At 67.5% G+C, this 25,984-nt stretch carries 19 protein-coding genes and 1 pseudogene; 9 read left to right on the forward strand and 11 right to left on the reverse strand.

Features of this window, described 5'->3' with window-relative positions; genetic code table 11:
- Nucleotides 1-83 precede the first annotated feature (83 nt).
- The 5 genes and pseudogenes from ACAD63_RS23680 to ACAD63_RS23700 all read right to left on the reverse strand — a co-directional run bounded on the left by ACAD63_RS23680 (nt 84) and on the right by ACAD63_RS23700 (nt 4,915).
- Nucleotides 84-1,187, reverse strand: a complete 1,104-nt coding sequence (locus ACAD63_RS23680) for a methyl-accepting chemotaxis protein (RefSeq protein ID WP_434034436.1) — start codon at nt 1,185-1,187, stop codon at nt 84-86.
- Nucleotides 1,188-1,355: 168 nt separating this feature from the next.
- Complete coding sequence (locus ACAD63_RS23685; protein ID WP_434034437.1) at nt 1,356-2,120, reverse strand: anaerobic ribonucleoside-triphosphate reductase activating protein; 765 nt, start codon at nt 2,118-2,120, stop codon at nt 1,356-1,358.
- Nucleotides 2,083-2,256 carry an anaerobic ribonucleoside-triphosphate reductase gene (gene nrdD, locus ACAD63_RS23690; RefSeq protein ID WP_135703134.1) on the reverse strand — a complete coding sequence of 58 codons (174 nt, stop codon included), beginning with the start codon at nt 2,254-2,256 and terminating at the stop codon, nt 2,083-2,085. The genes ACAD63_RS23685 and nrdD overlap by 38 nt, the downstream gene beginning before the upstream one ends.
- Nucleotides 2,253-3,977: pseudogene (locus ACAD63_RS23695) on the reverse strand (ribonucleoside triphosphate reductase); the annotation flags it as partial. The pseudogene ACAD63_RS23695 and the gene nrdD, both read right to left, overlap by 4 nt.
- A 317-nt stretch (nt 3,978-4,294) precedes the next feature.
- Nucleotides 4,295-4,915, reverse strand: a complete 621-nt coding sequence (locus tag ACAD63_RS23700) for a flavodoxin family protein (protein WP_133095830.1) — start codon at nt 4,913-4,915, stop codon at nt 4,295-4,297.
- A gap of 305 nt (nt 4,916-5,220) precedes the next feature.
- Between ACAD63_RS23700 and ACAD63_RS23705 the strand changes: the two genes are divergently transcribed.
- The 3 genes from ACAD63_RS23705 (at nt 5,221) to ACAD63_RS23715 (ending at nt 9,622) form a co-directional block, all read left to right on the forward strand.
- Nucleotides 5,221-7,407, forward strand: coding sequence for a TonB-dependent receptor family protein (locus ACAD63_RS23705; protein ID WP_434034438.1), 2,187 nt, complete (start codon nt 5,221-5,223; stop codon nt 7,405-7,407).
- Nucleotides 7,408-7,588: 181 nt separating this feature from the next.
- A complete protein-coding gene (gene mdtD, locus ACAD63_RS23710) occupies nt 7,589-9,025 on the forward strand; it encodes a multidrug transporter subunit MdtD (protein ID WP_135703132.1) in 1,437 nt (478 codons plus the stop codon).
- Between the two features lie 60 nt (nt 9,026-9,085).
- The gene (locus tag ACAD63_RS23715; RefSeq protein ID WP_135703131.1) at nt 9,086-9,622 is read left to right on the forward strand and encodes a hypothetical protein; all 537 of its coding nucleotides are present in this window, start codon (nt 9,086-9,088) and stop codon (nt 9,620-9,622) included.
- Here the strand turns inward: ACAD63_RS23715 and ACAD63_RS23720 are convergent.
- Nucleotides 9,592-11,592 carry a ligand-gated channel protein gene (locus tag ACAD63_RS23720; RefSeq protein ID WP_434034439.1) on the reverse strand — a complete coding sequence of 667 codons (2,001 nt, stop codon included), beginning with the start codon at nt 11,590-11,592 and terminating at the stop codon, nt 9,592-9,594. The genes ACAD63_RS23715 and ACAD63_RS23720 overlap by 31 nt on opposite strands.
- A gap of 237 nt (nt 11,593-11,829) precedes the next feature.
- On the opposite strand from ACAD63_RS23720, the gene ACAD63_RS23725 reads away from it, so the two are divergent.
- The 3 genes from ACAD63_RS23725 (at nt 11,830) to treF (ending at nt 14,824) form a co-directional block, all read left to right on the forward strand.
- Entirely contained in the window at nt 11,830-12,549 is a 720-nt protein-coding gene (locus ACAD63_RS23725) for a response regulator transcription factor (RefSeq protein WP_240745833.1), read from the forward strand.
- On the forward strand, nt 12,546-12,932 hold the full coding sequence (locus ACAD63_RS23730; RefSeq protein WP_135703129.1) for an ATP-binding protein: 387 nt from the start codon (nt 12,546-12,548) through the stop codon (nt 12,930-12,932). Before ACAD63_RS23725 ends, ACAD63_RS23730 begins: the two co-directional genes overlap by 4 nt.
- 149 nt (nt 12,933-13,081) lie before the next feature.
- Nucleotides 13,082-14,824, forward strand: coding sequence for an alpha,alpha-trehalase TreF (gene treF, locus ACAD63_RS23735; protein WP_135703128.1), 1,743 nt, complete (start codon nt 13,082-13,084; stop codon nt 14,822-14,824).
- Nucleotides 14,825-14,960: 136 nt separating this feature from the next.
- Here treF and ACAD63_RS23740 read toward each other — a convergent pair whose 3' ends face one another.
- From ACAD63_RS23740 to ACAD63_RS23750, 3 genes are all read right to left on the reverse strand, one after another.
- The gene (locus tag ACAD63_RS23740) at nt 14,961-16,595 is read right to left on the reverse strand and encodes an AMP-binding protein (protein WP_135703127.1); all 1,635 of its coding nucleotides are present in this window, start codon (nt 16,593-16,595) and stop codon (nt 14,961-14,963) included.
- 57 nt (nt 16,596-16,652) lie between these two features.
- Complete coding sequence (locus tag ACAD63_RS23745) at nt 16,653-18,632, reverse strand: alkyl/aryl-sulfatase (protein ID WP_135703126.1); 1,980 nt, start codon at nt 18,630-18,632, stop codon at nt 16,653-16,655.
- A gap of 88 nt (nt 18,633-18,720) precedes the next feature.
- Nucleotides 18,721-20,199, reverse strand: coding sequence for a coniferyl aldehyde dehydrogenase (locus tag ACAD63_RS23750; RefSeq protein WP_135703125.1), 1,479 nt, complete (start codon nt 20,197-20,199; stop codon nt 18,721-18,723).
- Between the two features lie 153 nt (nt 20,200-20,352).
- Between ACAD63_RS23750 and ACAD63_RS23755 the strand changes: the two genes are divergently transcribed.
- From ACAD63_RS23755 to ACAD63_RS23765, 3 genes are all read left to right on the forward strand, one after another.
- Nucleotides 20,353-21,018 carry a TetR/AcrR family transcriptional regulator gene (locus ACAD63_RS23755; RefSeq protein WP_135703124.1) on the forward strand — a complete coding sequence of 222 codons (666 nt, stop codon included), beginning with the start codon at nt 20,353-20,355 and terminating at the stop codon, nt 21,016-21,018.
- A gap of 74 nt (nt 21,019-21,092) precedes the next feature.
- Entirely contained in the window at nt 21,093-22,688 is a 1,596-nt protein-coding gene (locus ACAD63_RS23760; protein ID WP_135703123.1) for an MFS transporter, read from the forward strand.
- A 48-nt stretch (nt 22,689-22,736) separates the two neighbouring features.
- Nucleotides 22,737-23,198, forward strand: coding sequence for a MarR family winged helix-turn-helix transcriptional regulator (locus ACAD63_RS23765; protein WP_133095819.1), 462 nt, complete (start codon nt 22,737-22,739; stop codon nt 23,196-23,198).
- Nucleotides 23,199-23,226: 28 nt separating this feature from the next.
- Here ACAD63_RS23765 and ACAD63_RS23770 read toward each other — a convergent pair whose 3' ends face one another.
- Both ACAD63_RS23770 and ACAD63_RS23775 read right to left on the reverse strand, forming a co-directional pair.
- Complete coding sequence (locus ACAD63_RS23770) at nt 23,227-23,892, reverse strand: response regulator (protein ID WP_434034440.1); 666 nt, start codon at nt 23,890-23,892, stop codon at nt 23,227-23,229.
- Between the two features lie 344 nt (nt 23,893-24,236).
- The gene (locus ACAD63_RS23775) at nt 24,237-25,196 is read right to left on the reverse strand and encodes a LysR family transcriptional regulator (protein WP_135703121.1); all 960 of its coding nucleotides are present in this window, start codon (nt 25,194-25,196) and stop codon (nt 24,237-24,239) included.
- Nucleotides 25,197-25,984: the final 788 nt, after the last annotated feature.

Genomic DNA, 25,984 nt, shown 5'->3' on the forward strand with positions numbered 1-25,984 from the left:
CCACCGCTGGCGAAGGCTCCCCTCTCCCGCGAAGTGGGAGAGGGGAGCAAACCATCGGTAGGGATGCGTTGTCGCAGCCCCGCTCAAGCCTCCAGCTTGAACTCCCCCACCACCTGCTGCAACTCCGTAGCCTGCCCCGCCAGCGCACTCGAAGCACTGGCCGCCTGCTCCACCAGTGCGGCGTTCTGCTGCGTCACGCTGTCCATCTGCGCCACCGCTTCATTCACCTGCGCGATCCCCGCGCTCTGCTGTTCCGACGCCACGGTGATCTCGCCCAGCAGCGCCGTGACGCGGCTGACTGACTGCACGATTTCATGCATGGTCTCGCCCGCCTGCCCGACCAGCGCCGAGCCGCTGTCCACCTGCTGCACCGAGGCGTCGATCAGCTGCTTGATCTCCTTGGCCGCCGCGGCGCTGCGTTGCGCCAGCGTGCGCACCTCGCCCGCCACCACGGCGAAGCCGCGGCCCTGCTCGCCGGCGCGCGCGGCTTCCACCGCGGCGTTTAGCGCGAGGATGTTGGTCTGGAAGGCAATGCCTTCGATCACTTCGATGATGTCGGTGACCTTGCGCGAACTGGCGCTGATCGCCGACATGGTCTGGACCACGTGGCCGACCACCTCGCCGCCGCGCTCGGCGATGCCGGATGCGGCTTCCGCGAGGCCGTTGGCCGCGCGTGCGCGTTCGGTGTTCTGGCGCACCATCGCCGTCAGCTCGCCCATGCTGGCCGCGGTCTGCTGCAGCGAGGCGGCCTGTTCCTCGGTGCGCTGCGACAGGTCGGTATTGCCGGCGGCGATCTGGTGCGAGGCCGCGCCGATGGAATCGGTGGCGGCCTTGATGCGCGTCACCAGGTCGGTGAGCATGTCTTCCATCTCGCCCAGCCCGCCCAGCAGCCGGCCGAATTCGCCGCCGCGCTCGGTCTCGAAGTCCTGGCTCAGGTCGCCGGCGGCCACTGTCTCGGCGATGTAGACCGCTTCGGCCAGCGGCGCCTCGATGCTGCGCGCCAGGGCCCAGGTGGCCGCCACCGCCACGCCCAATCCGGCCACGCCAAGCGCCACCAGCAGGTTGCGCGCGTTGCCGTCGGCGGCGCCCTGCATGCGCGGCAGTGCGATCGCGATGCCGACCGCCGCCAGTGCCCACATGGCGCCGAACGCCGCGCCGAGCTTCATCCGTATTCCCAGGTTCTGCATGTCTCCTCCGTTCCCCCGCTGTCCAAGTCGGCTGTCATGGCGCCTCGCCGGTGCCGGTTCGCCGGCACGCACGCTTGACGCCTCAACCTACTGTTATCGACGGCGGAAGGCGGGGCTTTAGGGAATTTTTTGCGGACGGGGGCCAAAGGCACCGCCGGGCGGCACGGCTCACCCTTCGCGGTAGCAGAACGTCTCGAACGACGACGCCAGCGCCGCGCGCCCCGGCGCGCTCAACGATGCGCCAGGCACCGCCACCGTGCCCGTCCGGCAGGCCTGCACGGCATAGTGGCGCACGCCATGCGCGGCCAGCGAGCGTGCCAGCGCCAGCAAGCGCGGCTCGCTGAGGCAGGCGGGATCCCACGTTGTCCGGCATTCGAACGGGACGCCGGCGCCGATCAGCAGCGCCAGGCTGGCCTGCACGCGCGCCAGGCCGCCGGGCCGTCCAACCAGCGCATCGTGGCCGGCGGCGTCCGCCTTGATATCCAGCCCGACCCAGTCCAGCAGTGGCAACAGTGCGGCGAGACGGCGCGGGTAGATGCCGGCGGTATGTAGCCCCACCTTGAAACCGAGCGCGCGCACCGCCGCGGCCAGGTCCGGCAGGCGCGCTTCGCTGAGCGGCTCGCCGCCGGAAAACACTACGCCGTCGAGCAGCCCGGCGCGGGTCTTCAGCCAGTCCAGCACTGCAGGCCAGGCATAGGCCGCATGGCGCCGCTGCAGGTGGGCGTTGTGGCAATAGCCGCAGCGCCACGGGCAGCCGGCGATAAACAGCACCGCCGCCAGCTGGCCGGGCCAGTCCACGCTGGAGAATGGCACCAGGCCGGCGAGCGCCGGCCCGCCCCGCAATGACGCGGTGGCCGCCGGCGCGGGCACCGGTATGGCCGTGAGGCAGGGGCTGTCAGCGACAGGCGCTTTCGGTGAAGAAAAGCCGCTCATTGAACTCCCCCTGCTTGCCGGTGTTGAAGGACGTCACGGGCCGGTGATAGCCCATCACCCGGGTCCAGACCTCGCAGCGGGTACGCAGGGCGGGATCGAGGGCCGGCGTGGCTGGCTGGCGCGATTCGGTATTCATGAGAGCTCCTCTTCAGGTTGGGTTTGCGGCGCGCTCGCCGCGGCTGGGGCGCGTGCCAGCAACTCGGCATCGCACCGGGGACAGAACTCGTGGCGCCCGCTCAGGTAGCCGTGCTTCGGGCAGATCGAGAACGTGGGCGTGACGGTGAGGTACGGCACGCGGAAGCGCGACAGCGCGCGCCGGACCAGCGCCTTGCAGGCCTGTGCGCCGGACAGGGCTTCGTTCATGTACAGGTGCAGCACGGTGCCGCCGGTGTACTTGCCTTGCAGCGCCTCCTGCATCGACAGCGCGGTGAACGGATCGTCGGTATAGCCGGCCGGCAACTGGCTGGAATTGGTGTAGTAGGGCTGCTCGGCGGTGCCGGCCTGCAGGATGTCGGGCCAGCGCTTGCGGTCTTCACGCGCAAAGCGGTAGGTGGTGCCTTCGGCCGGCGTTGCCTCCAGGTTGTAAAGGTGGCCGGTCGCCTCCTGGAACTCGCCGATGCGCGCGCGCACATGATCGAGCAGCCGCAATGCCATGGCATGCCCGCCCGGCGTCGTGATGTCGTCGGCGTCGCCGGAGAAATTCCGGATCATTTCGTTGATGCCGTTGACGCCGAGCGTGCTGAAGTGGTTGCGCAGCGTGCCGAGGTAGCGGCGCGTATAGGGATACAGCCCCGCGTCGATGTAGTGCTGCACCACGCGGCGCTTGTCTTCGAGCACGTCTCGGCCCAGCGCCAGCAGGCGGTCCAGTGCTGCCGTCAGCCCGGCCTCGTCGCCCGCGTGCAGGTAGCCCAGGCGCGCGCAGTTGACGGTGACCACGCCGACCGAGCCGGTCTGCTCGGCCGAGCCGAACAGGCCGTTGCCGCGCTTGAGCAGTTCGCGCAGGTCCAGCTGCAGGCGGCAGCACATGGAGCGGACCATGTGCGGCTCCAGGTCGGAATTGATGAAATTCTGGAAGTAGGGCAGCCCGTAGCGCGCCGTCATCTCGAACAGCGGCTCGGCATTGGCATGGTCCCAATCGAAGTCCGGCGTGATGTTGTAGGTGGGGATCGGGAAAGTGAAGGCGCGCCCGCGCGCATCGCCCTGCATCATCACCTCGATGTAGGCGCGGTTGATCATGTCCATCTCCGGCTGCAGGTCGCCGTAGGTGAACGGCATTTCCTCGCCGGCGATATACGGCACCTGGCCGGCCAGGTCCTGCGGGCAGGTCCAGTCGAAGGTGAGGTTGGTGAACGGCGTCTGCGTGCCCCAGCGGCTTGGCACGTTCAGGTTGAATACAAGCTCCTGCATCGCCTGGCGTACCGCGCGGTAGTCCATGCGGTCGTGCCGCACGAACGGCGCCATGTAGGTATCGAAGCTGGAAAATGCCTGCGCGCCGGCCCACTCGTTCTGCAGCGTGCCGAGGAAGTTGACGATCTGGCCGACGGCGGCCGACATATGCCTGGGCGGGTTGGCCTCGACCTTGCCCGGCACGCCGTTGAAGCCTTCCGCCAGCAACTGGCGCAGCGACCAGCCGGCGCAGTAGCCGGACAGCATGTCGAGGTCATGGATATGCAGGTCGCCGTCGCGGTGCGCCTGCCCGGATTCAGGGCTGAAGATTTGCGACAGCCAGTAGTTGGCCGTGACCTTGCCGGCGACGTTGAGGATCAGTCCGCCCAGGCTATAGCCCTGGTTGGCGTTGGCGCGCACGCGCCAGTCGCGCTGGGCCAGGTATTCCTCCATGGCGCTGGCCACGTCGACCTGGCCGCCGGGCTGGGCCGGCGGCAGCGTGCCGGCTTGCTGTGCGTCGCGCATGTTTACCCCTTTATGTAGTGTGTGACGCACAGGTTAGCACTACATATAGTGGTCATGAGCTGCCGGAGTCATGTGTTCTGCGTCTAGGTTGACGGCTGTCAACCGACATAACCGGCGCCTGGCTGGCTGGGGCAGCGCTTGCGCGCGCGCAAAGCCATATTTCCGGGCGGGGCATTCCCGCTGCGGTGCAACGCACGTCTCCCAAAACGCAAACCGGCCCCGAAGGGCCGGCAGGCAGTTCACGCGCGAGGCGTGGTGAGGGGTCAGGCGGCCTGCTTCAGTTCCGCCAGCGCGCGCCGGCCTGCCACCAGTTGTTGCGCCACTTCAGCGACGCGCGCACCGAGGTGCTCGGCGGTGCGCAGGTCCGCCAGCGGCGGCACCACGTCGGCGCTTTCATCGGCGTTGGACTGCGCGGCGGCGCCGAGGAAGAAGCCATGGCGGTTCAGCGAGTCCTCGGTCGACTTGGAGTTGTTGTGGCCCGGGGGCAGGCCCAGGTTGACCCAGTGCATGCCGTGCTGTGCCGCGAAAATGGCGATCTGCTGCAGCGTTGCCAGCTTGTCGCCCGAACGCGAGGCGGCGTTGGTGAAGCCGGCCGCGACCTTGTTGGCCCACTTGCCGCCCTTGGCGAAGACGTTGCGCGAGGTGGCGTCCATGAAGCCCTTGAACTGCGCCGAGGCGCTGCCCATGTAGGTCGGCGCACCGAAGATGATGGCGTCGACCTGCTCCAGCGTGTCCCAGTGCTGGTCGATGTCTTCCACCGGAATCAGCAGGCTTTCGGCACCCGCCACGCTGCCGGCGCCGCGGGCGACGGCCTGGGCCTGCTTGGCGGTGTGGCCGTAGCCGCTGTGGTAGACGATGGCGACGCGGGTAGGTTGGGTATGCATGGTGTCTAGTCCCTTGATTTTAAAAATCTGAATGACCGTTTGCTGCGCTGCGCTGTGGCGTGTCTGCCTTTTAGTATCGCGCGTTGTGTCGGCCGGTGAAGAGAGTTTAGGCACGCGGTTACCCCTGCGTGAGGCCATTCATTAAACAAATTATTGAAATATTTTGAAGTTTCGATCGTGCCGCGCTGGACGATCGTCCACGCAGCGCTATCCCGGGTTTTCCCCGCAGCGGCGGCCATGGAAAAGCGCCCCGGGACGCGATAAAGTTGCGGCACCACCACTTGTGGCCCACGCCCCCGACCATCATGAGACCAGGCGGCACGCAGCCTTCGTCGGTCTTGCATCAGCGCCGTCCCTGCCTCCGCGTGCTGGTGCCCAGGGCATTGGCGCTGGCAGCCTTGCTGCTCACATGCGCCGGCGTGCGCGCCGCAGATCCGCCGGACAGCGCGGTGGCCGCCGCCACCGGCGAAACCCTCTCCGACATCGTGGTCACCGCCACCCGCAGCGAGCAGCGCCGCTTCGACGCGCCCGCCGCGGTAGACAGCGTGCCGGTCGATCCGCTGCGCAGCGCCACGCCGCTGGTCAATCTGTCCGAAGTGCTGGCGGGTGTGCCGGGCGTGGCCGTGCGCGACCGGCAGAACTATTCGCAGGACCTGCAACTGGCGGTGCGCGGCTTCGGCACGCGTTCCACATTCGGCGTGCGCGGCGTTCGGCTCTATGTCGACGGCATCCCCGCGACCATGCCGGACGGGCAGGGCCAGGCCTCCACCGCCGACCTGCCCAACGCCGGCCGGGTCGAGGTGCTGCGCGGCCCGTTTGCGCAGATGTACGGCAATGCCTCGGGCGGCGTGGTGCAGGTGTTTACGCCCGACCCGCCCAAGGACGGCTTTACCGCGCGCGCGTCGACCGGCTTCGGCTCGGACGGCCAGTGGCAGGCCGGGGTGGCGCTGGCCGGCGGCAACGAGCGCCTGGGCGGCTCGCTCGATGCCTGGACCTACCAGACCGACGGCTACCGCGACCATTCGGCGGCGCGCCGCTACCAGCTCAATGCACGCGTGGTGGCGCAGCCGGCCAGCGGCACGCGCGTGACCGGCCAGTTCAACTACTTCAACCAGCCGCTGGCGCAGGATCCGCTCGGGCTGACGCGCGCGCAGGCCGATGCCAACCCGCGCCAGGCGGTGCCGGCGGCGACCCAGTTTGACACCGGCAAGAACGTCGAGCAGGCGCAGGCGGGCGTGGTGGCGGAGCACCAGCTGACCGACCTCGACAGCCTCTCCGGGCGTCTCTACGGCGGCACCCGCAACCTGTACCAGCGGCTCGGCTTCAGCGGCGCCGCGCCGACGTCGTCTGGCGGCATCGTCGACCTGGATCGCATCTTTGGCGGCGGTGCGCTGTCCTGGAGCCGGCGCACTACCGCCAACGGCCTGCCGCTGCGGTGGACTGCCGGGGTGGAAGCCAACGGCATGCGCGACGGCCGCAACGGCTATGTCAACCAGGATGGCAGCCAGGGCGCGCTGCGGCGCGACGAGACCAATACCGCGACCGACCTGGGCGCCTTCGCGCAGGTCGACTGGACCTTCCACCCCGCCTGGCAGGTGGTCGGCGGCGTGCGTGCCAGCCGCGTGCGGCTCGGCATCGACGACCAGTTCATCACCGCGGCCAGCCCGGACGACAGCGGCACCGCCACCTACAGCAACGTCAGCCCGGTGCTGGGACTGGTGTGGCATGCGCTCGATACCCTGAACGTCTACGCCAACCTCGGGCGCGGTTTCGAGACGCCGACGCTGACCGAGATCGCCTATGGCCCCGGCGGGGTCGGCAGCAACCTTGGCCTGCGCGCCTCGACCAGCCGCCAGGGCGAGATCGGCATCAAGTGGCAGGCTGACGGGCAGCGGCTGGAGGCCGCGCTGTTCGATGCCGACAGCCACGACGAAGTGGTGCCGCAATCGAACAACGCGGGCCGCACCGTCTACCAGAACGTCAACGGTGTGCGCCGGCGCGGCTTCGAGCTGGGCTGGCGCGGCGGCTTCCTGGGGCAGGTCGGCACGCCGGGGCAGGGCGGCGGCAGCCGCGTCGAGGCCGGGCTGGCCTATACCTGGCTCGATGCCTATTTCGGCGATGCCTTCGTCAACGCGCAGGGCCAGACCGTGGCCGCGGGCAACCGGCTGCCCGGCATCGCGCGCCACAGCCTCAGCGCAGAGGTGGCCTGGCGGCCGCTGGCGCCGCTCACGCTCGGCGCCGAGATGCGCGTCGACAGCCGCGTCTATGCCGACGATCTCAACACGCAGGCCGCGCCCGGCTACGCGGTCTTCAACCTGCGCGCGGGCTATGAGTTCCGCATCGGCCCGACTCGCGCCTACCTGTTCGGCCGCATCGACAACGTGACCGACCGGCGCTATATCGGCTCGGTGATCGTCAACGAGGCCAACGGGCGTTACTTCGAGCCGGCACCGGGCCGGCGCTTCTTCATCGGGCTGCGCGCGGCCTTGTAGGCTCGGCACGCTTCGGGCGGTCGCGCCCCGGTTTCGCTGACTGCCTGTTGATTGCCTGTTGATTGCCTGTTGCGCCATTGCCCTTTAAGGTGTTGGCTTTGGCTGCGTCCGCCTGCATGCCCAACCAGTCATTGCCGGCGGCAGCGCGCGCCAGAACGGAGTTTGCGTAATGACCGCGCCCATGCCAGACCTTCCCGTCGTGCCGTCGCCGGACGACCGTACCCGCCGCATCATGCTGTGGGTCGTGGCGGTCGGCTTCTTCATGCAGACGCTGGACTCGACCATCGTCAACACCGCCTTGCCGTCGATGGCGCGCAGCCTCGGCGAGAGCCCGCTGCGGATGCAGTCCGTGGTGATCGCCTACTCGCTGACCATGGCGGTGATCATCCCGGCCTCGGGCTGGCTCGCCGACCGCTTCGGCACGCGCACCATCTTCCAGACCGCGATCGGCCTGTTCGTGGCCGGCTCGCTGCTGTGCGCGTACGCGCCCACGCTCAACTTCCTGGTCGGCGCACGCGTGGTACAGGGCGTGGGGGGCGCCATGCTGCTGCCGGTCGGACGGCTCTCGGTGCTGCGCACCTTCCCGCGCGAACAGTACCTGCAGGCGCTGAGCTTCGTTGCCATCCCGGGCATGATCGGTCCGCTGATCGGACCCACGCTGGGCGGCTGGCTGACGCAGGCGCTGTCGTGGCACTGGATCTTCCTGATCAACGTGCCCGTCGGCCTGCTCGGCGCGATCGCCACGATCCGGTATATGCCGAACGCAAAGCTGTCCGGCATCGGCCGCTTCGACATCGCTGGCTACCTGCTGCTGGCCATCGCCATGCTGGCGCTGTCATTTTCCCTCGACGGCCTGGCCGGCCTCGGCTTCCAGCACGCCACCGTGCTGTTGCTGCTGATCGCCAGCATGGCCGCGCTGACCGCCTACGGCCTGCATGCCAACCGCCGCAAGCAGCCGCTGTTCCCGCTGCGCCTGTTCCGCATCCACAGCTTCAGCGTCGGCCTGCTGGGCAACCTGTTCGCCCGCATCGGCAATGGCTCGATGCCGTTCCTGATCCCCCTGACGCTTCAGGTCAGCCTGGGCTATTCCCCTTTCGACGCAGGCCTGATGATGCTGCCCGTCACCGCCGCCGGCATGGCCTCCAAGCGGCTCGCCACGCGGCTGATCCAGCGCCACGGCTATCGCCGCGTGCTGGTCTCCAATACTTTCGTGGTCGGCCTGGTGATGGCCGCCTTCGCGCTGATCACGCCGCAACTGCCGCTATGGCTGCTGATCCCCTTGCTGGCCGTGTTCGGCATGGTCAATTCGATCCAGTTCACGGCGATGAATACCGTGACGCTCAAGGACCTGAGCGGCGCCGGCGCCAGCAGCGGCAACAGCATGCTGTCGATGGTGCAGATGCTGTCGATGAGCCTGGCGGTGACGTCGGCGGGCGCGTTGCTGGCGACGTTCCAGAATCGGTTTGGCGGGGACACGGCTGCGGTGTTGCCGGCGTTTCATGCCACCTTTGTCTGCATGGGGCTGATCACTTGTGCGTCGGCGTGGATCTTCATGCAGCTGGGGAGGCAGGAGGCGGCGCCGGCGTTGCCGGTCAGGCATGGGGAGAAGGAGGTGTGAGGGCAGTTGGAGGACCGGCGTTGGGAGCCGGCCTCGGGTCAGGCGGGCCAGCAGTTCTGCATGTGCTGGGACGCTGCCGACGAGGTCGTCGCGGCCCGGCGACAGGTCGAGCGTCGGTGCCAGCTGCGCCAGCGCGTCGTACCTGGCGGCGGAGCGGCCACCGACCACGATCAGCTGCGGGGCCAGGGCGCGGATCGCCGCCAGGTCGGGCTCACTCACCGGGCCCAGCCGGGCGTAGCGCGCATCCTGGTACATCGTGAGCTTGCCGGGGAACTGGCCTTCGGGCACGCCGGCGACCGGGACCTGCAGCACACGCAGCGTGTCGAGCGTGGCCATGTCGAAGACGGCAATGCGCGCGGGATGGTCGGGTACTTCAGTGGTGCCTTTAGCATGCTTCACCGTCATTGCCAGCGCAGGCAAGGCGGGGGCGAGCAGGGCCGCGGCACCGGCGGCGAGCAGGCGGCGCCTGCCCGGTTGGAATCGGTTCATCAGAGTCCCTGGTTGAATGCACAGCAACGCCCGGGATCCTGCAACCAGGACCACCGGGCCGTTGACAAGCCGAAAGATCAGAACTTGACCGATACGCTCATCCAGTAGCGCCGGCCATCCTCGACATAGCCGTAATCGGTGTAGTTCACCTGCTTGTCGAAAAGGTTGTAGATGCCGGCGAACACCGACACGTGCTTGGTCACCGCGTAAGTCGCCCCAAGGTCGACGAACGTGTACGACGGCGCCACCACGGTGCTGGACGACGGCCCGGTGATCGGCTGGCTTTCCTTGCCGCGATAGTTGACGCGCGCCCAGCCGTTGAGCTTCCCGGTCGGGCGCCAGTTCAGCGTGGCGACGAACAGGTGCATCGGCAGCTGGTTCAGCGGCTGGCCGGCGTACTGTCCGCTCTTCTGTTCCGACTTGGTGTACGTGTAGCTGCCGGTCAGCGACAAGGTGCGCGCGATCGGCCAGCGCAGGCTGGCTTCCACGCCGCGCGAGTAGGCGCTGTCCACGTTCATGTACGTGGTCGGGTTGGCGCCGAACCGGTTCGCGCCATCGGTGCACTGCGTGTTCGGGCAGGCGACGCGCGTGATCTTGTCCTTGAAGTCATTGTTGAACAGTGTCACGCCGGCCTGCAGGCCATTGCCCTGGTCATACAGCAGGCCGAGTTCCTGCGACAGCATGGTCTCGGGCTTCAGGTCCGGATTGCCATACATATTGCCGCCGCGGCTGGTCTGGCCCCAGCCGGCCACGGTCTGGCGCAGGTCCGGCGCGCGGAAGCCGGTGGAAACGCCGCCCTTGACGGTCCAGCGCTCGGCCGGCTGCCACACGCCGTACAGGCGCGGGCTGTAGTGCTGGCCGAAGTTCTCGTCATAGTCCATGCGCGCGCCGCCGGTCAGCGCGAAGCTTTGCGACAGGCGCCATTCGTCCTCGGCGAAAAGCGCCCACTGGTAGCGGTCAACCTTTTCCGGGCCGTTGGCGATCTGGTTGCCGGTCTGGTCGTGCAGGCGCTGGCTCAGGTACTCGGCGCCGACCGACAGCATGTGGTTGCCCAGCGGCATGGCCCAGCTGGTGCGCAGGTCCAGGTTCCTGATCTTCATCTGGCGGCTGCGGTTGTCGAACTCCTCCTGCTGGATATAGCTGTTGGAGACGCCGAAGCCCCAGCGGCCGGTATGCGACAGCGCGAACTTCTCGCTGCGGTAGTCGGCCTCGGACGAGGTCGGGCAGCCGGTGCGCGGACAGCTGGCGCCGGGCGCGAGCGGCGGCACGGTCTTGCCGACGGTCTCGTTGCGCAGCTGGCGCATGGTGGTGGCTTCCAGCACGATGTCGTGGTCGCGCGTGGGCGTGAGCGCCAGCTTGGCGGTCAGGCTCTCGGCGCGGCGGCCGCGAAAGCCGTTGTCAATATCGTCTTCCTGGCGATGGTAGCTCTGGCCGTACAGTTGCAGGCCGAGCAGGTCGTTCTTGAGCGGGCCGGCGAGGTAGAAATTGCCCTGGTAGATGTCGCCGGAGTCGCTGTTCTGCTGCAGCGTGGCGTCGCCGCGCAGTTCGCCGGTCCATGTCCTGGGTACCTTGCGCGTGATGATGTTGACTACGCCGCCCATGGCATCCGAGCCATACAGCGACGACATCGGCCCGCGCACCACCTCGACGCGTTCGATCGCCGACAGCGGTGGCGTCCAGCTGCTTTCAACCCCGGACGAGTCGGAGTTGGTGCGCGTCTCGCGCGAGCTCTGGCGCTTGCCGTCGATCAGGATCTGGGTGTACTTGGGACCCATGCCGCGCAGGCTGATGTCGGTGGTGTCGCCGCCGCCGCTGATGATGACGCCGGGCACTTCCACGAGCGCGTCGTTGAGGTCGCGATAGGCCTTGTTTTCAAGCTCATCGCGCGTGACCACGCTGATCGACGCGGGTGCGTCGCGGATGTCCTGCGCGCTGCCGGCGGCGGTGACCACCACCGTGGGCAGGTTCTTCGCTTCGGCGTCCGGCTGGCCTGACTGCGCCCAGGCTCCTGTCATTCCCGTCATGCCGGAAGCCGCGCAAAGCGCCGCCACGATCCGGCCCCACGATCCTGCGCTCATTGCCGTCGAACCTGCCGACGTACCGGCCGCCGTGTTTGCCGCCACGGTGTGCCCCATGGCTTGCCTGTCCTTCATTATTTTCCCTGCGCAATGTGAATAACAATCATTCTCATATTAGAATTCGCGATACAAAGTGCTTACCAGCCACTTTGGATAGGTTTTGTTTTCTTGACGTTTCTTGACGGAACCCGGGCGCGCGGCAGCATCAAACGCCGTCACCGGGAAGGCTGGATACAGATGTGCTTCAACATGGGCGCCGCGCGCGTGCTGCTGATCGACGACGACATCGAGCTTGCGCAGATGCTGCGCGAATACCTCGAACCCGATCACTGCACGGTCACGCTGGCGCACACCCGCGAGCAGGGCGAAGTCCTGCTCGCGCGCAACGACCATGACGTGGCGCTGCTCGACCTGATGCTGCCGGACGGCAACGGGCTGGACCTGCTCAGGCAGCACCGCAGCCGCTCGCAGCGGCCGGTGATCATGTTCACCGCGCATGGCGATGAAACCGACCGCGTGCTGGGCCTGGAGCTCGGCGCCGACGACTACCTAAGCAAGCCATTCAGCCCGCGCGAGCTGAAGGCGCGCATCCACGCCGTGCTGCGCCGTTTCCGCACGGGCGTGGAGGCTGCGCAGCCGGAGCAGGACACCTGGCTGCAGGCCGGCACGCTGCGTCTGAATCTGGCTACGGGCGTTGCCATGCACGGCAACATCCAGGCGATGCTGACCGGAGCAGAACAGCGCGTGCTCGAAATCCTGCTGCGCTCCGCGGGCCGCGTGGTCGAGCGCGCAGAGATTGGCCAGTTTGCGCTGGGCCGCGCGCCCGAGCGCTTCGACCGCAGCATCGACACCCATATCAGCGCACTGAGGCGCAAGCTGGCGATCGACGGCACGGCCCCGCCGCTGCTGATCCGCAACCTGCGCGGCCGCGGCTACATGCTGGTGCAGTCGCCATGACTCCGTGGCGCCGCGTGCGTGCGCTGTTCCCGCTGCCGCTGTTCTGGCGCAATTTTCTGACGTTCTGGCTGGGCGTGGCTGCCATTGTCGGCATCGGCATGGCGCTGACCGCCGCGGTGGAGTGGTTCAACGGCGGCCGCGGCGTGCCTGACGATGCACTGCCGAGCCTGTTCGAGCCCTTTTTCCGCGTACGCAGCGGCGCCGGGCATCCGGCTGGCGCGGGACTGGGGTTGAGCATCGCGCAGGCGGCGATCGCCGCGCATGGCGGTGCCGTCACCGCGCACAATGCTGCACCGCATGGCCTCGCGGTGCGGATCTGTCTGCCGTGCCATGTCGTGCAGGCACCGGAAGACGCAGTTGCCGACCTCGCCGCACTACACTGAATCCACACCTTGACGGGCGAACTTCGCTGCGCCTGGCCGCTCCTGCCATCATGCGCCGGCGGCGTACAGGATGCCGGCATCAACGCGAGAAGGCGCCAAGGCTTCGGCCGTCATGAATACGTCAGTGACCGGCAGCCTGCACTGGACCTATGCACAACAATGACGACCGCCGCGCCGCAAGCGCGGGCGCCTACACGGTGCCGCGCACTGACCCGGCCACGCCCGATGGCGCCGGGGCGGTCTCCGGCGCCGTCGCCGCGCCGGCCAAGGTCCACGCGGTGGCTCATCCGCCGCTGGCCGCGCATCGCGAATGCCCGCAGCCACATGCCCTGGCGAGCTGTCCGCAGGCCGACACGCTGTCGCCGGCGGTGCGCTACGGCGAACTGTTCGTCGATGTCCAGCACAGCGGCCTGTTCGCCGACAGCAAGACCTTTCCTGATTGCATTCCCGGCTGCGACCCCGAGTGGATCGTCGCGCGCTATCGCCAGACACGCGTCGAGCCTGGCTTCTGCCTGGCCGACTTCGTGCAGGCCCACTTCACCCGCGCGATCGTGCCGGACAGCCACTATGTCTCCGATCCCGCCAATACGCTGCGCGAACATATCGACGGCCTGTGGCCGGTGCTGACGCGCGAGCCGGGCGCGCATCCGCCGCTGTCGTCGCTGCTGCCGCTGCCGCATCGCTACGTGGTGCCTGGCGGGCGCTTCGGCGAGCTGTACTACTGGGATTCCTATTTCACCATGGTGGGGCTGTCGGCAAGCGGGCGCGGCGACCTGCTGCTGGAAATGGCGCGCAATTTCGCCTACCTGATCGACACCTACGGGCTGGTGCCAAACGGTACGCGCAACTATTATCTGAGCCGCTCGCAGCCGCCCGTATTCGCGCTGATGGTCGACCTGCTCGAGCGCGAACAGGTCGCCAGCGCGCGCGACTTCGTGCCGCAGCTTCGGCGCGAGTACGACTTCTGGATGGACGGCGCCCAGGCCCTGCGTCCGGGCTGCGCACACCGGCGCGCGCTGTGCCTGCCCGACGGCGCCGTGCTTAACCGCTACTGGGACGACCGGCCTTGCCCGCGCGAGGAAGCTTTCCTGGAAGACGTGCAGACCGCCGAGCGCAGCGGCCGGCCGCACCACCTGGTGTTTCGCGACCTGCGCGCCGCCGCCGAATCGGGCTGGGATTTCAGCTCCCGCTGGCTCGAGCTGCCGCTTGCGGGGCAACCCGCCGATCTCGCCACTATTCGCACTACAGCGGTCCTGCCGGTCGACCTCAACGCGTTGTTGTGGCACCTAGAAACGCGCCTGGCCGAATTGTGCGACCAGGCCGGCGATGCCGATGCCGACCGCTTCCTTGCCGCCGCGCGCCGGCGCGAAGCCGCCATCCGCCAATACATGTGGGACGACGCAGCCGGCATCTTCGTCGACTACGACTGGTGCTGCGGATCGCCGCGACCATGCCTGACAGCGGCGACGATGATGCCGCTATACCTCGGCCTTGCACGGACGGAAGAAGCCGGCGGCGTTGCCAGTGCTGTGGCTGCACGCCTGATGGATTCAGGAGGACTGGCCACCACCGAACTCACCTCCGGCCAGCAGTGGGACCATCCCAACGGCTGGGCGCCATTGCAATGGCTCGCGGTGCGCGGACTGACGCGCTACGGCCATGAAGGCTTGGCGCGCGACATCGCGCAGCGCTGGCTCGCCACGATCGCCGGTGTCTATGCCCGGGAATGCAAGCTGGTGGAGAAATACCGGATCGAGGCCACCGGCGAGCGTGCCAGGGGTGGCGGAGGCGGCGAGTATCCGCTGCAGGACGGGTTCGGCTGGACCAACGGCGTTGCCAGTGCGTTGATGGCGTTGTATGGCGATCTGCCGGCGATGTGCCTGAACGTCTAGCCTGGCTCGATCCCGTCGACAGCGCGTGGTCATGGACGGCCCGCCCGAGGTTGGGCGGGCCGTCCTTTCCCGGAGGCGAGCCGGCGGTGGAAGGGTTCTGGTACCTGACGCGGTTGGCGTTGCTTGCAAACTGGCTTCACGCCCGGGGCCGCAGCTCCCGTCGCAACACCTTGCCTACTGTCGACTTCGGCAGTGCCTCGACGAATTCGAAGGATTTCGGCACCTTGTATCCGGTCAGTTGCCCGCGGCAATGCGCCTGCAATGCCGCTGCATCCAGCGTCGCGCCGGCGGCCATCACCACGTAGACTTTCAGTGCTTCGCCGGAGTGGCCGTCGCTGATACCCACGCACGCGCATTCGATCACGCCGGGACAGTCGCTGACCACGGCCTCGATCTCGTTGGGGAACACGTTGAATCCGGAGACGATCACCATGTCCTTCTTGCGGTCGACGATCTTCAGGTAGCCCTGTTCGGTCAGCATGCCGATGTCGCCGGTACGGAAGTAGCCATCGGCGGTGAACGCATCGGCGTTGGCGCCTGGCTTGTTCCAGTAGCCGCGCATGACCTGCGGCCCCTTGACGCAGACTTCGCCCGCCGCGCCGGGCGGCACGTCACGGTCGTCGTCGCCCAGCAGCCGGATATCGGTGGACGGCAGCGGCAGGCCGGTGGTGCCGTTGAAGGCTTCGGCCGTCGGTGGATTGAAGCTGACGATCGGGCTAGTCTCTGACAGGCCATAGCCCTCGCGGATGAAGACACCCGTCAGCGCCTTCCACCGCTGCGAGGTGGCCGGCACGATGGCCGCGCCGCCGCCCGCGGCCAGGCGCAGCGACGAGAAGTCGACCTCGCCGATGCGCGGGTGCGCAACCAGGCCGGCGTAGAGCGTGTTGACCCCGGTCAGCACGGTGCAGCGCGAGGCCTTGAGCACGTCGATGAAGGCATCCATGTCGCGCGGGTTCGGCACCAGCCAGTTGCGCGCCCCGACCGTGAAGAAGGTGATGAAGTTCACCATCAGCGCGAAGATGTGATACAGCGGGATCGCGGTCACGACCACTTCCTTGCCGTCGACCAGGTTGTCCGTCACCATCGCCTTGAACTGCGCCACGTTGGCGACGAGGTTGCGGTGCGACAGCGCCGCGCCCTTTGACACGCCGGTGGTGCCGCCGGTGTATTGCAGGAAGATCAGGTCGTTGCCTTCGATTTCCACGGCCTGCAGCGGCAGCGCACGACCCTGGGCGACGGCTGCGTCGAAGGCGATTGCCTGCGCCAGCCGGGGATCGACCGGCGGCGACGGCAACGCCGCCCCGGTGCCGTCGCCGGGTCCGGCGGTGACGATGGTCCTGAGCGGGGTCCGCGCCATCACTTCTGCGACGGTGGCACTGATGCCGCTGTAGGCCACCAGGATCTCGACCCCCGCGTCGTTGAGCTGATGCTCGAGCTCGCGCGCCGTGTACATCGGGTTGATGTTGACCTGCACCGCACCGATGCGCGCGATCGCGATCAGGGCGATCGGGAAGGCGATGAGGTTGGGCAGCATCACGCCGATGCGGTCCCCCTTGCGCACGCCGAGTTCGGACTGCAGATAGGCGGCGAAGTCGCGCGACTGCGCGTCGAGACCGGCGTAGCTGACGGTCTGCCCGAGGCAGGTGAAGGCGGGCCGGTCGGCATGCTGGCGCAGCGCGGTATCCAGCAGTGCTGTCAGAGAACGGGGCGTGTCCGCATCGATCTCGGCGGGGATGTCGCCATAGCTGGCGAGCCAGGGTTTCGTGGTCATGGTGCCTTGGTCAAGCAGGGTTTGAAAGCGGAGAAAGTCGCGCGCCGTCGGCGGGTATCACGGCGCCACGATCTCGAATTGCGGGTCGAACTTGTCGAGCATGCCGAACAGCGTCTGCAGCGCGGCGGGATCGCCGTCAAGCTTTGCTTGCCCGGCAGCCGTTGCCGCCTGCAGCGTGGTCTGGCCAAGCAGCGCGCCGACCAGCACTGCGCGCGGCGCGGTCAGCGTGACCTGTGCGTCGGCGTGCTGGCGTTCCGCGCGATACATGAAGACCGAGTTGTCGACGGACAGGGCGTATCGCTTGCCGGTGTCGGGCTGGACCCAGTTGATCTTCACCAGCTTGCCGGCCGCGCGTTCGCTGTTCAGGCGCACGGCGAGGAAGTCCAGGAACATGGTGTCGGTCATCGCGCGGACCATGTCGGGACTGGCGGTCTGCGTGGACTGCGTCTTCGGCACGCCGTTGCGCAGCTCGTAGGCGCCCACCAGGTAGGCGCTGCGCCAGGCTGCGGATTCGGCCTGGTAGCCCATCTGCTCGAGCGCGTCGGCCAGCAGCTTGCGTGCCGCCTGGTTCTTCGGATCGGCGAAGACCACATGCTTGACCACCTCGGCCACCCAGCGGTAGTCGCCTTGCGCGTACGAGGCGCGCGCCTGCTCCAGCGCCTTGTCGGCGCCGCCCATGAATCGCACGTAGCGCTGCGCGGACTGCTCGGGCGGCAGCGGGTGCAGGTCGGCCGGATTGCCGCTGTACCAGCCGAGATAGCGCTGGTAGATGGCCTTGGCATTGTGGTTCACGGTGCCGTAGTAGTCGCGCAGGTCCCACTGGCTGGCCAGCGACGGCGGCAGCTTCACCATTTCCGCGATCTCGGTCATGGTGTAGCCCTGGTTGGCCAGCCGCAGCGACTGGTCATGGATGTACTTGTAGCCGTCGCGCTGCTTGCCCAGGTACGCGAGGATGTTCTGCTGGCCCCACATCGGCCAGTGATGCTGGGCAAAGACCACTTCGGTGCGATGCCCGTAGCGGTCTGCGGTCTCGTCCAGCGCGCGCCACCACTGGTTGGCGTCGCGCACCTGCGCGCCGCGGATGGTGTAGAGGTTATGCAGCGTGTGGGTGGCGTCCTCTGCAGCGCACAGGGCCTTCAACTGCGGGAAGTACATCAGCATCTCGGCCGGCGCCTCGGTGCCGGGAGCCATCTGGAATTCGATCTGCACGCCGTCGATGGTGCGGGTCTCGCCGGTCTTGCCGACCAGGTCGGTGGGCGGGATCAGCGTGACGGTGCCGAGCGACACCGTCTTGCCCAGCCCCGCGTCGACCTGCCCGCGCGGCCCCTTAGGCAGCAGCGGCCCATACATGTACTGCGCGCGCCGGCTCATGGCGTTGCCGGCGTAGATGTTCTCGCTGACGGCTTCTTCCATGAAGCCTTCGGGGGCAATAATCCTGACGCGGCCGGCCTTGACGTCGTCTTCGCTGACCACGCCCTTGACGCCGCCGAAGTGGTCGGCGTGGCTGTGGGTATAGATCACCGCGACGACCGGCGTCTTCGGGCGGTGCTTGTAGTACAGGTCGAGCGCGGCGCGCGCGGTTTCGGCGGTGAGCAGCGGGTCGATGATGATGAGGCCGGTGTCGCCTTCCACCACGGTCATGTTGGACAGGTCGAAGCCGCGCACCTGGTAGATGCGCTCGGTCACGCGGTACAGGCCATGGTGCAGGTTGAGCTGCGCCTGGCGCCACAGGCTCGGATTGACCGAGGCCGGCGCGGCGTCGTCCTTCAGGAAGGCGTAGGCGTCTAGGTTCCAGACGACGCGGCCGCTGGCGTCGCGGATCTCGCCGCGCTCGATAGTGCCGATAAAGCCGCGGCGCGCGTCCTCGAAATCCTGCCGGTTGGCGAAGGGCAGGTGCTTCAGCACCTCGGCGTTGGCCTGGCGCGTGGCCGCGGTGGCATCGCCCGGAGCTACCGGCGCTTCGCCGGCGACGGCGGGCAGCGGCAGCAGCAGGGCGCACGCGATGGAGATCGCGGAAGCGGCGGACTTGCGAAGCATAAAGTCTCCAGTGTTGCTTGGTAGGGTCGTTGTCGGGGAAGCAGGCAGCCGTCGCCGGCGTATCGATGATGGCCGGCGGGCGTGTGGCTCAGCGGGGCGTGGCCGGCGGAACCGCCTTCGTGCCGGAAGGCAGGGGAGCATCCGCGGCGGACGAATGCGGCTTGCCGAGAAACAGGCGCAGAGCGAGCCGCTGGATCCGGCCGCCGTATGGCGGGTGGAACAGCGTGATCGGGAACCAGCGGCGCTCGCTGAACACCGCCTTGGCGTGCGACAGCTCGCGGAAGCCTTCGGCGCCGTGGTAGTTGCCCATGCCGGAGGTGCCGGTGCCGCCGAAGGGCAGGTCGTGGTTGACCACATGCCAGCCCCAGTCGTTGAGCGTGACGCCGCCGGCGTGGGTGCGCTCCAGCAGCGGACCGGTCTCGGCCTTGTCATGGCCGAAGTAGTACAGCGCCAGTGGCCGCGTGCCGCGCTGCACGCAGACGATGGCCTCGTCGAAGGTGCGGTAGGTCATGACCGGCAGGATCGGCCCGAAGATTTCCTCTCGCGCCAGGCGCATCTGCGGCGTGACCCCAAGCACCACGTGCAGGGGCAGGCGCCGTCCGTCCGCCGGCATCGCCGCGGCGAGGATCCGCGCGCCGTGCGCGCGGGCATCGTCGAGCAGCGCCCGCTGGCGGGCCAGCGCGTCGTCGTGGATGACGGCGGTGTAGTCGTCGCTGCCCTGTGGATGCATGCGGGCCGCGGCGGCGAGCACTGCTTCGGCGAAAGCGCCGGCAAGCTCTTCCGGCACCAGCGCGTAGTCGGGCGCGACGCAGATCTGGCCGCCGTTCAGGGTCTTGCCATGGGCGATGCGCGTGGCCGCCGTCGCCAGCGCCGCGCTGCGGGAAACGATTGCCGGCGACTTGCCGCCCAGTTCCAGCGTCACGGGGGTCAGGTTGTCGGCGGCGGCTCGCATGACGTGGCGGCCCACCTCGGGCGAGCCGGTGAAGACGATATGGTCGAACGGCAGGCTGGTGAAGGCGCGTGCCACCGCGGCATCGCCCTCGACCACGGCCACCTCGTCTTCATCGAAGGCTTCGGCCAGCAGCGCGCGCAGCGCGGCCGAGGTGTGCGGCGCGTATTCGGAGGTCTTCACCATGCAGCGGTTGCCGGCGGCCAGCGCGGTCGCCAGCGGGCCCAGCGCGAGGTAGACCGGGAAATTCCACGGCACCACGATGCCGACCACGCCCTTGGGCTGGACCATCACGCGCGCGCCGTTGCCGAGGAATAGCAGCTCGGTGTGCCGGCGCGACGGCTTCATCCAGCGCCGCAGGCCGCGCAGCAGGTGGTTGATATGCAGCACCGACGGTAGTACGTCGACCATCAGAGTCTCGGCGTCGGCGCGCGCGCTGAAGTCGCGCGCCGCGGCGGCGGCGAGCCGGTGGGCATGGCCGCGAATCGCCCGGCGCAGCCGCTGCAGTGCGCTTCTGCGTTGCGCCAGCGAGGGGAAGGGCGACGCCATGAAGGCTGACTGCTGCATTGCCAGCAGCGCCTCCAGGCGTGTTGGTTGTGCTGCATTCACCATAATCATAATCCCCTAAATTTATTCTGAACAGTCGGTACAATTTCAAGTTTGGTGAAGGCGGTGGTAGCCTGTCAAGGACAGCATGCCGCCTCTAGGGCAAATCCCGAGAGGGAAAATGGCCGGCGCTCAACATTTCCCCGGCCCAGTGCCGACGCAGCCATGCATTCATCAGAAGAAGGTGCCCCAGGCACCGACCGCCCCCACGACACCGCACCGAAAGCACCGCCGGCACGCGGAACCGGCGCGACCAAATACCGCCGCGGCCTGGAAACGCGCCAGCGCGTCATTGACCTGACCAAGGGATTGATCGCCGAGCACGGCTATGGCGAAGTCACGCTGGACCAGGTCTCCACACACGCCGGCGTGGCAAAAAGCAGCTTGCTGTGGCATTTCGGCAGCAAGGAAATGCTGCTGGCGGAAGCCGCGATCAGCCTGTTCCAGGAAATCGAGGTGCAGTTCGACCCGGCTGACCTGCAAGGCCTGACCGTGTCGCAGCGGGTGGATGAGTTGTTCGAGCGGGTAGCCGATTACTTCACGCGCAACCCGGAAACCAAGGGGATCGTGCTGGCGCTGTTGTTTTCAGGCAATGCGCCGCAAAGCGTGCGCGAGCATATCCGTGAAGGGTGGAACGGCCATGTGCGGGTTCTGGTGGAGGCCCTTGGCACGCCGGAGCGCCCGCTGCCACCGGAAATGGCGCGCGCGCTGCTGGCGGTATTCCATGGCTGTTACTGCCACTGGTATGCCAATGGCCGGCAGGAGCCTATCGGCAGTTACCTGGCGCCGGCACGGGAGATGTTCCGCCACTGGTATCTCGGCGCGGAATAATCGTATTGAGGGCTGGCGGACTCCGATGTGTGTCCTATAATCATTGACATCGCAACGATTGATTGAGCAATCACATGACGCCCCAGCCACAAAGCGGTGAGGCCACCGGCCAGGTCCTGCCATTCCGCAAGTCTTTGCTGGCCATGCTGGGCGTGTCCTTCGTGGTGATGCTGGTGGCGCTGGACCAGACCGTGGTCGGCACCGCGCTGCCGACCGTCGTGGCGGAACTGCAAGGCTTCGAGTACTACGCCTGGGTGGCGACGGCGTACCTGCTGACGTCCGTCATCACCGTGCCGATCTTCGGCCGGCTGGGCGACTATTACGGACGCAAGCCCTTCGTGCTGGCGTCGATCGTGGTGTTCACCGTCGCGTCGGCATTGTGCGGGCTCGCGAGCAGCATGCCGTTCCTGGTGCTGGCGCGAGCGCTGCAGGGCATCGGCGGCGGCATGCTGGTGGGCACGGCTTTCGCCTGCATTGCCGACCTGTTTCCCGACTCGCATGTGCGGCTGCGCTGGCAGGTGATGCTGAGTGCGGCATTCGGTATCGCCAATGCCATCGGACCGTCGCTGGGCGGCGTGCTGACCGAGTGGTACGGCTGGCGCGCGGTGTTCTATGTCAACCTGCCGGTCGGCGTGCTGGGCCTGTGGTTTGCCTGGCGCTACCTGCCGCACCTGCGCCAGCAGGCGCACAGCGGGCCGGTGCGCGTGGACTGGGTCGGGGCCTTGCTGATCGCCCTTGGCCTGGGCGCCATGCAGATGAGCGTCGAACTGCTGCCCGGGCGCGGCTTCGATGCCTATACCGGTGGCTTGCTGTTGCTGTCGGCCCTCGCGATGGTGGCGCTGTGGCACTGGGAGCGGCGCTGCGCCAACCCGATCCTGCCGGTGGAGATGTTCCGCAATCCCGGACTGGCGCCGCTGTTCCAGCTGTCGGTGTTCGCCGGCTTCACGATGTTCGCGCTGCTGCTGTATGCGCCGTTGCTGTTCCAGGGCGGCTTTGGCCTGTCGCCGAAGGAAGCGGGCTTGCTGATCACGCCGCTGGTGGTCTGCATCACGGTTGGCAGCATCGTCAACGGCCGCGTCATCACCCGCATCCGCCGGCCCAACGCGATGCTCTATGCCGGGTTTGGCATGCTGGCGCTGGCCACGCTGGCCCTGTCGCAGGCCACGCGCGCCATGCCGCACGGGATGCTGCTCGCCATCATGCTGGTGGGCGGACTCGGGCTGGGCTTCATCATGCCCAACCTGACGGTGTTCGCGCAGCAGACCGCCGGGCGCGAGCACCTTGGCATTGCCACGGCGATGCTGCAATCGCTGCGCATGGTGGGCGGCATGGTCGGTACGGCGATCGTCGGCACGCTGGTCACGCGCAGCTATACCGGCGGCGTCGACCACGCCATGGCTGCCGCCGGCGCCAGCCAGTGGGCAGCGCGCATGGGAGACCCGCAGGTGCTGATCGACAAGGCCTCGCAACTGGCGCTGCTCGGCGAGCTGGGCCAGGCCGGGCACAATGGCGCCTTGCTGCTGGAGCAGGCGCGCATGTCGCTGGTCAGCGCGATCCACCTGGGCCTGCTGGCCGCCGGGATTGCCGCTGCGGTGGGCGTCTGGTGCGCGCACCGGGTGCCGCCGGTCAGACTGGTGCGCACCGCGGGGCCTGCGATGGCGGCGGAGTGAGCGCCTGCGGCGCCTGTGATGGCGCTTGTGTACCCCTGAGGAGAACGGATGGAACTGGAGCGACAAAGCGTAGCCGTACTGCAGCAGTTCGGACGCACCTACCGCGCGTATGCGGCCGCATTCGAGCAGTGCATCGGCCTGCCGCTGGCGCGCTGGCGGATCCTGCATGTACTGCACCTGCAGGAGGATGCCATTGCGCAGCGGGCACTGGCCGACCGCGTCGGCATGGATCCGGGCGCGCTGACGCGCCAGCTCAAGGCCATGCAGGAGCTTGGCTGGGTCGAGCGGACCACATCGGAGCGCGACAACCGCGTGACCCATGTCACGCTGTCGCACGCCGGGCAGCAACTGGTGGCGCGCCTGATGCCGCTGCGCTCCGCCTTCCTGGAGGATGTGCTGACCGAGGTTTCGGCCTCGACCATGCAAGACCTGTCGCGCGGGCTGGCGCAGCTGGAGACCGGCATTGCGCATGCGCTGGCGCGGCTGGAGCAGCCTGACGCCGTGGCCTGAGTGCTGGGCCGGTGCCGGCGCCCGCCATTCAGCAGCCGGAAAGCAGCATGCCGTTGAGGGCGGCGAATTCGAACAGCTCGCGGTCGTTGGTGACACCGAGCTTGTGCATGGCACAGTTCTTCTGGCGGCTGATGGTCTTGACGCTGCGGCATAGCAGGGCCGCAATCTCGCTGACGGAGCGCCCGGCCAGGTACATCCGCAGCACTTCCATTTCACGCGCCGACAGCCGCTCGGCGCCACCATGGCTTGCCGCCGGGTTGCCGGGATCGGCCTGTGACAGGATCTCCATGGCCGACTTGCCGATGTAGCGGAAGCCGCGCTGGATGCGGCTGATCATGGTGACCAGCTCCGACAGCGGGGCGTCTTTCAGCAGCAGGCCATGCACCTGCGTATCGAGGATGGAGCGCAGCACCAGAGGGTTGGTGATCATGGTCAGAACGGTCACGGCCAGCGACGGATGGCGCCGGCGCAGTGCGCCCAACATGCGCAAACCGTCCCCGCTGCCTTCCTGCTGCGAGGGCATGTGATAGTCGGTGACGACGACATCGGGCCGCAGGGTCGCGACGCTGTTCAGCAGTGCCGTTGCGCTGGTCACTGTGCCGCAGATTTCCCATCCGGTCTGGGTGTGCAGGCGGTCGGCAACGGCCGCGCTGACCACCGGATGGTCATCGGCAAGCAGGATCCTCAATGCCATCGGGTCTCCTCGGTCCAGATTCGTGCCGGCCGTCATGCCGCGCCGCGCTCAAGAAAACGCCGCACGTCGGCCGACGTGCGGCGAAATGGCGGCGCCAGACAAGTGACGCCAGACAACTGCATGCATCGCCGCAGGACGGGCCAAACGGGAGACGGCCGGCGCGCTGCGATGCATGGGCAGGATACTGGCTATGCCCCGGCGCGAAAGTAGGAGAATTCGCAAAGCGCTGTCGCCACCGTGTCGCAGCAAAAAAAAAAGCGCTGGCCCCGGCAGGGGCCAGCGCCTCGCGGCGCATCGAATGCGTTGACGGATCGGCGACTAGCGCGCCGGCGCCATTGCGCGAGTCAGGCGAGCGCCTCGGCCTGTGCCATCGCGGGCCGCCCGCTGCGGCGGCCGTCGATGGCCTTGAGCGGATCGCGCAGCACCGCGCTGCCGACTTCCATGATGTCGCGCAGCACCGCCTTGTCGTGGCTGCGCTCCGGCGCCCAGAAATGCAGGGCGGCCCATTCGGGAAAACTGCTCGGCGGTGCCAGCAGCCGTGTCTTGCGCTCGCGCGTGACCAGCGGCACGTTGAAGTCCAGCACCGGGCAGATGCCTCCCGCGGCATGCAGCAGCGTGATCTGCGTGTGCCAGGAAGGCACCACGGTCTCGCGATGCCCGGGCGTGCCGGCCTGCCGGCTCAGGAAGGCGCGCAGCGGGCTGCCGGCTTCGCAATCTTCCTGCAGCAGGATCCAGTCCGTTTCACCCTCGTCGTGGCTGCCTTCGCGGGCGGCACTGACGAGGCGGCGCGGCGTGGCCATGATGTTCTGTTGCTGCACGCGCTCGGGGTCGTGGCCGCCGTCTACGACAAACGCGCAATCCAGTTGGCCGCTATCGAGATGGCTGGCCAGCGCGGCATCGGCGATCACGGGGCGCGTGATGAAGCTGTCCTGCGGGAACTGCTCGCACAGCGTGGTCAGGATTTCCGTAATGACCGGGTCGCCGATCGAAGACGAGAAGCCAATGGAAATCCGCCTGCCGTCCGCGCGGCGCTGGCTTATGCCCGCTTCGCCCGGGCGCACCAGCTGGTTCCACTTGGCCAGGATCTGGCGCGCGGTCTGCTCCAGGCGCAAGGCGTGGGGCGTCGGTTCGAGCATGCCATTGCGCTTGACGAACAGCGGATCGCCCGTGATTTCGCGCAAGCGCGTCAGGCTATAAGCGACGGTGGGCACGCGTCCCTGGGTACAGGCGGCGACCGCGTTGAGGTCGCGATACTCCATCACCAGGACGAAGACATGTAATAGCTTGGTGCTGACGTGACGCATTCTGACTTCTCCCGATGCATGATTCTTTTTTTTGATTTCTTGTCTGTCCGATGCGTACAGCACCGCGCGCAATGGAGCGCGCGGCAAAGCATGAAACGTGCTTATCCGACGGGGCGGCAATCTGACGCCCATACTGCAAAGCCAGCTTGGAAAATGGCGCCCGTCACACTCGGCGCGGCAGACCGGATCGGTCCGCGCCGTCCGGACAGGACTCTTTGGATGGCCATGCACGACTCCACATTTCCGACTTGCGTCGACAAATTGGCGCAGTGACTCCTCGATCCTTCAGGCCTGATATTTGCCGGCAGTGTAGGGACCGCACACCGGTTCTCTTCACGGTGGCTGCGGGCTGCCGGGCCGCTTCCTGCGAGCGCCGCGTGGCGCATTGCGAAAGCGTGCGAAATTTAGTTGTGCCGAGGAATCTTAATACATGGTCTGCAAAAGTCCTAGAAACTTGATTTGATGACAGGCTTCTAATCCTGCTTTTATCGCCCTTATCCGGTTCGCAATACCGGCGGGACAGCCGCTGCCGGCTCAAGACGACGTGCGGGCCGACACGGCTTGCCAGGCCATTGCCACGGTGCTGAAACAAAGTGGACTCCAAATTGGCTTAGCAAAATATGGCCGTGTCGGCAGCGTTGCCGGCACGGCGGCACGGCCTGTGCGGCTACGGCGAGGCTTGCGGATTTTCTGAACGACGAGGTGCCGGAAACGCCCGCGCGCCTGCTGGCAGGTGGCTTGCGGCAGCCATTTGGGCGGCGCTGCGCGCGGCGTCCATCCAGATAATT

This window comes from Cupriavidus sp. a3 (genome assembly GCF_051015765.1).
In the GTDB taxonomy this organism is placed as follows: Bacteria; Pseudomonadota; Gammaproteobacteria; order Burkholderiales; family Burkholderiaceae; genus Cupriavidus; species Cupriavidus oxalaticus_A.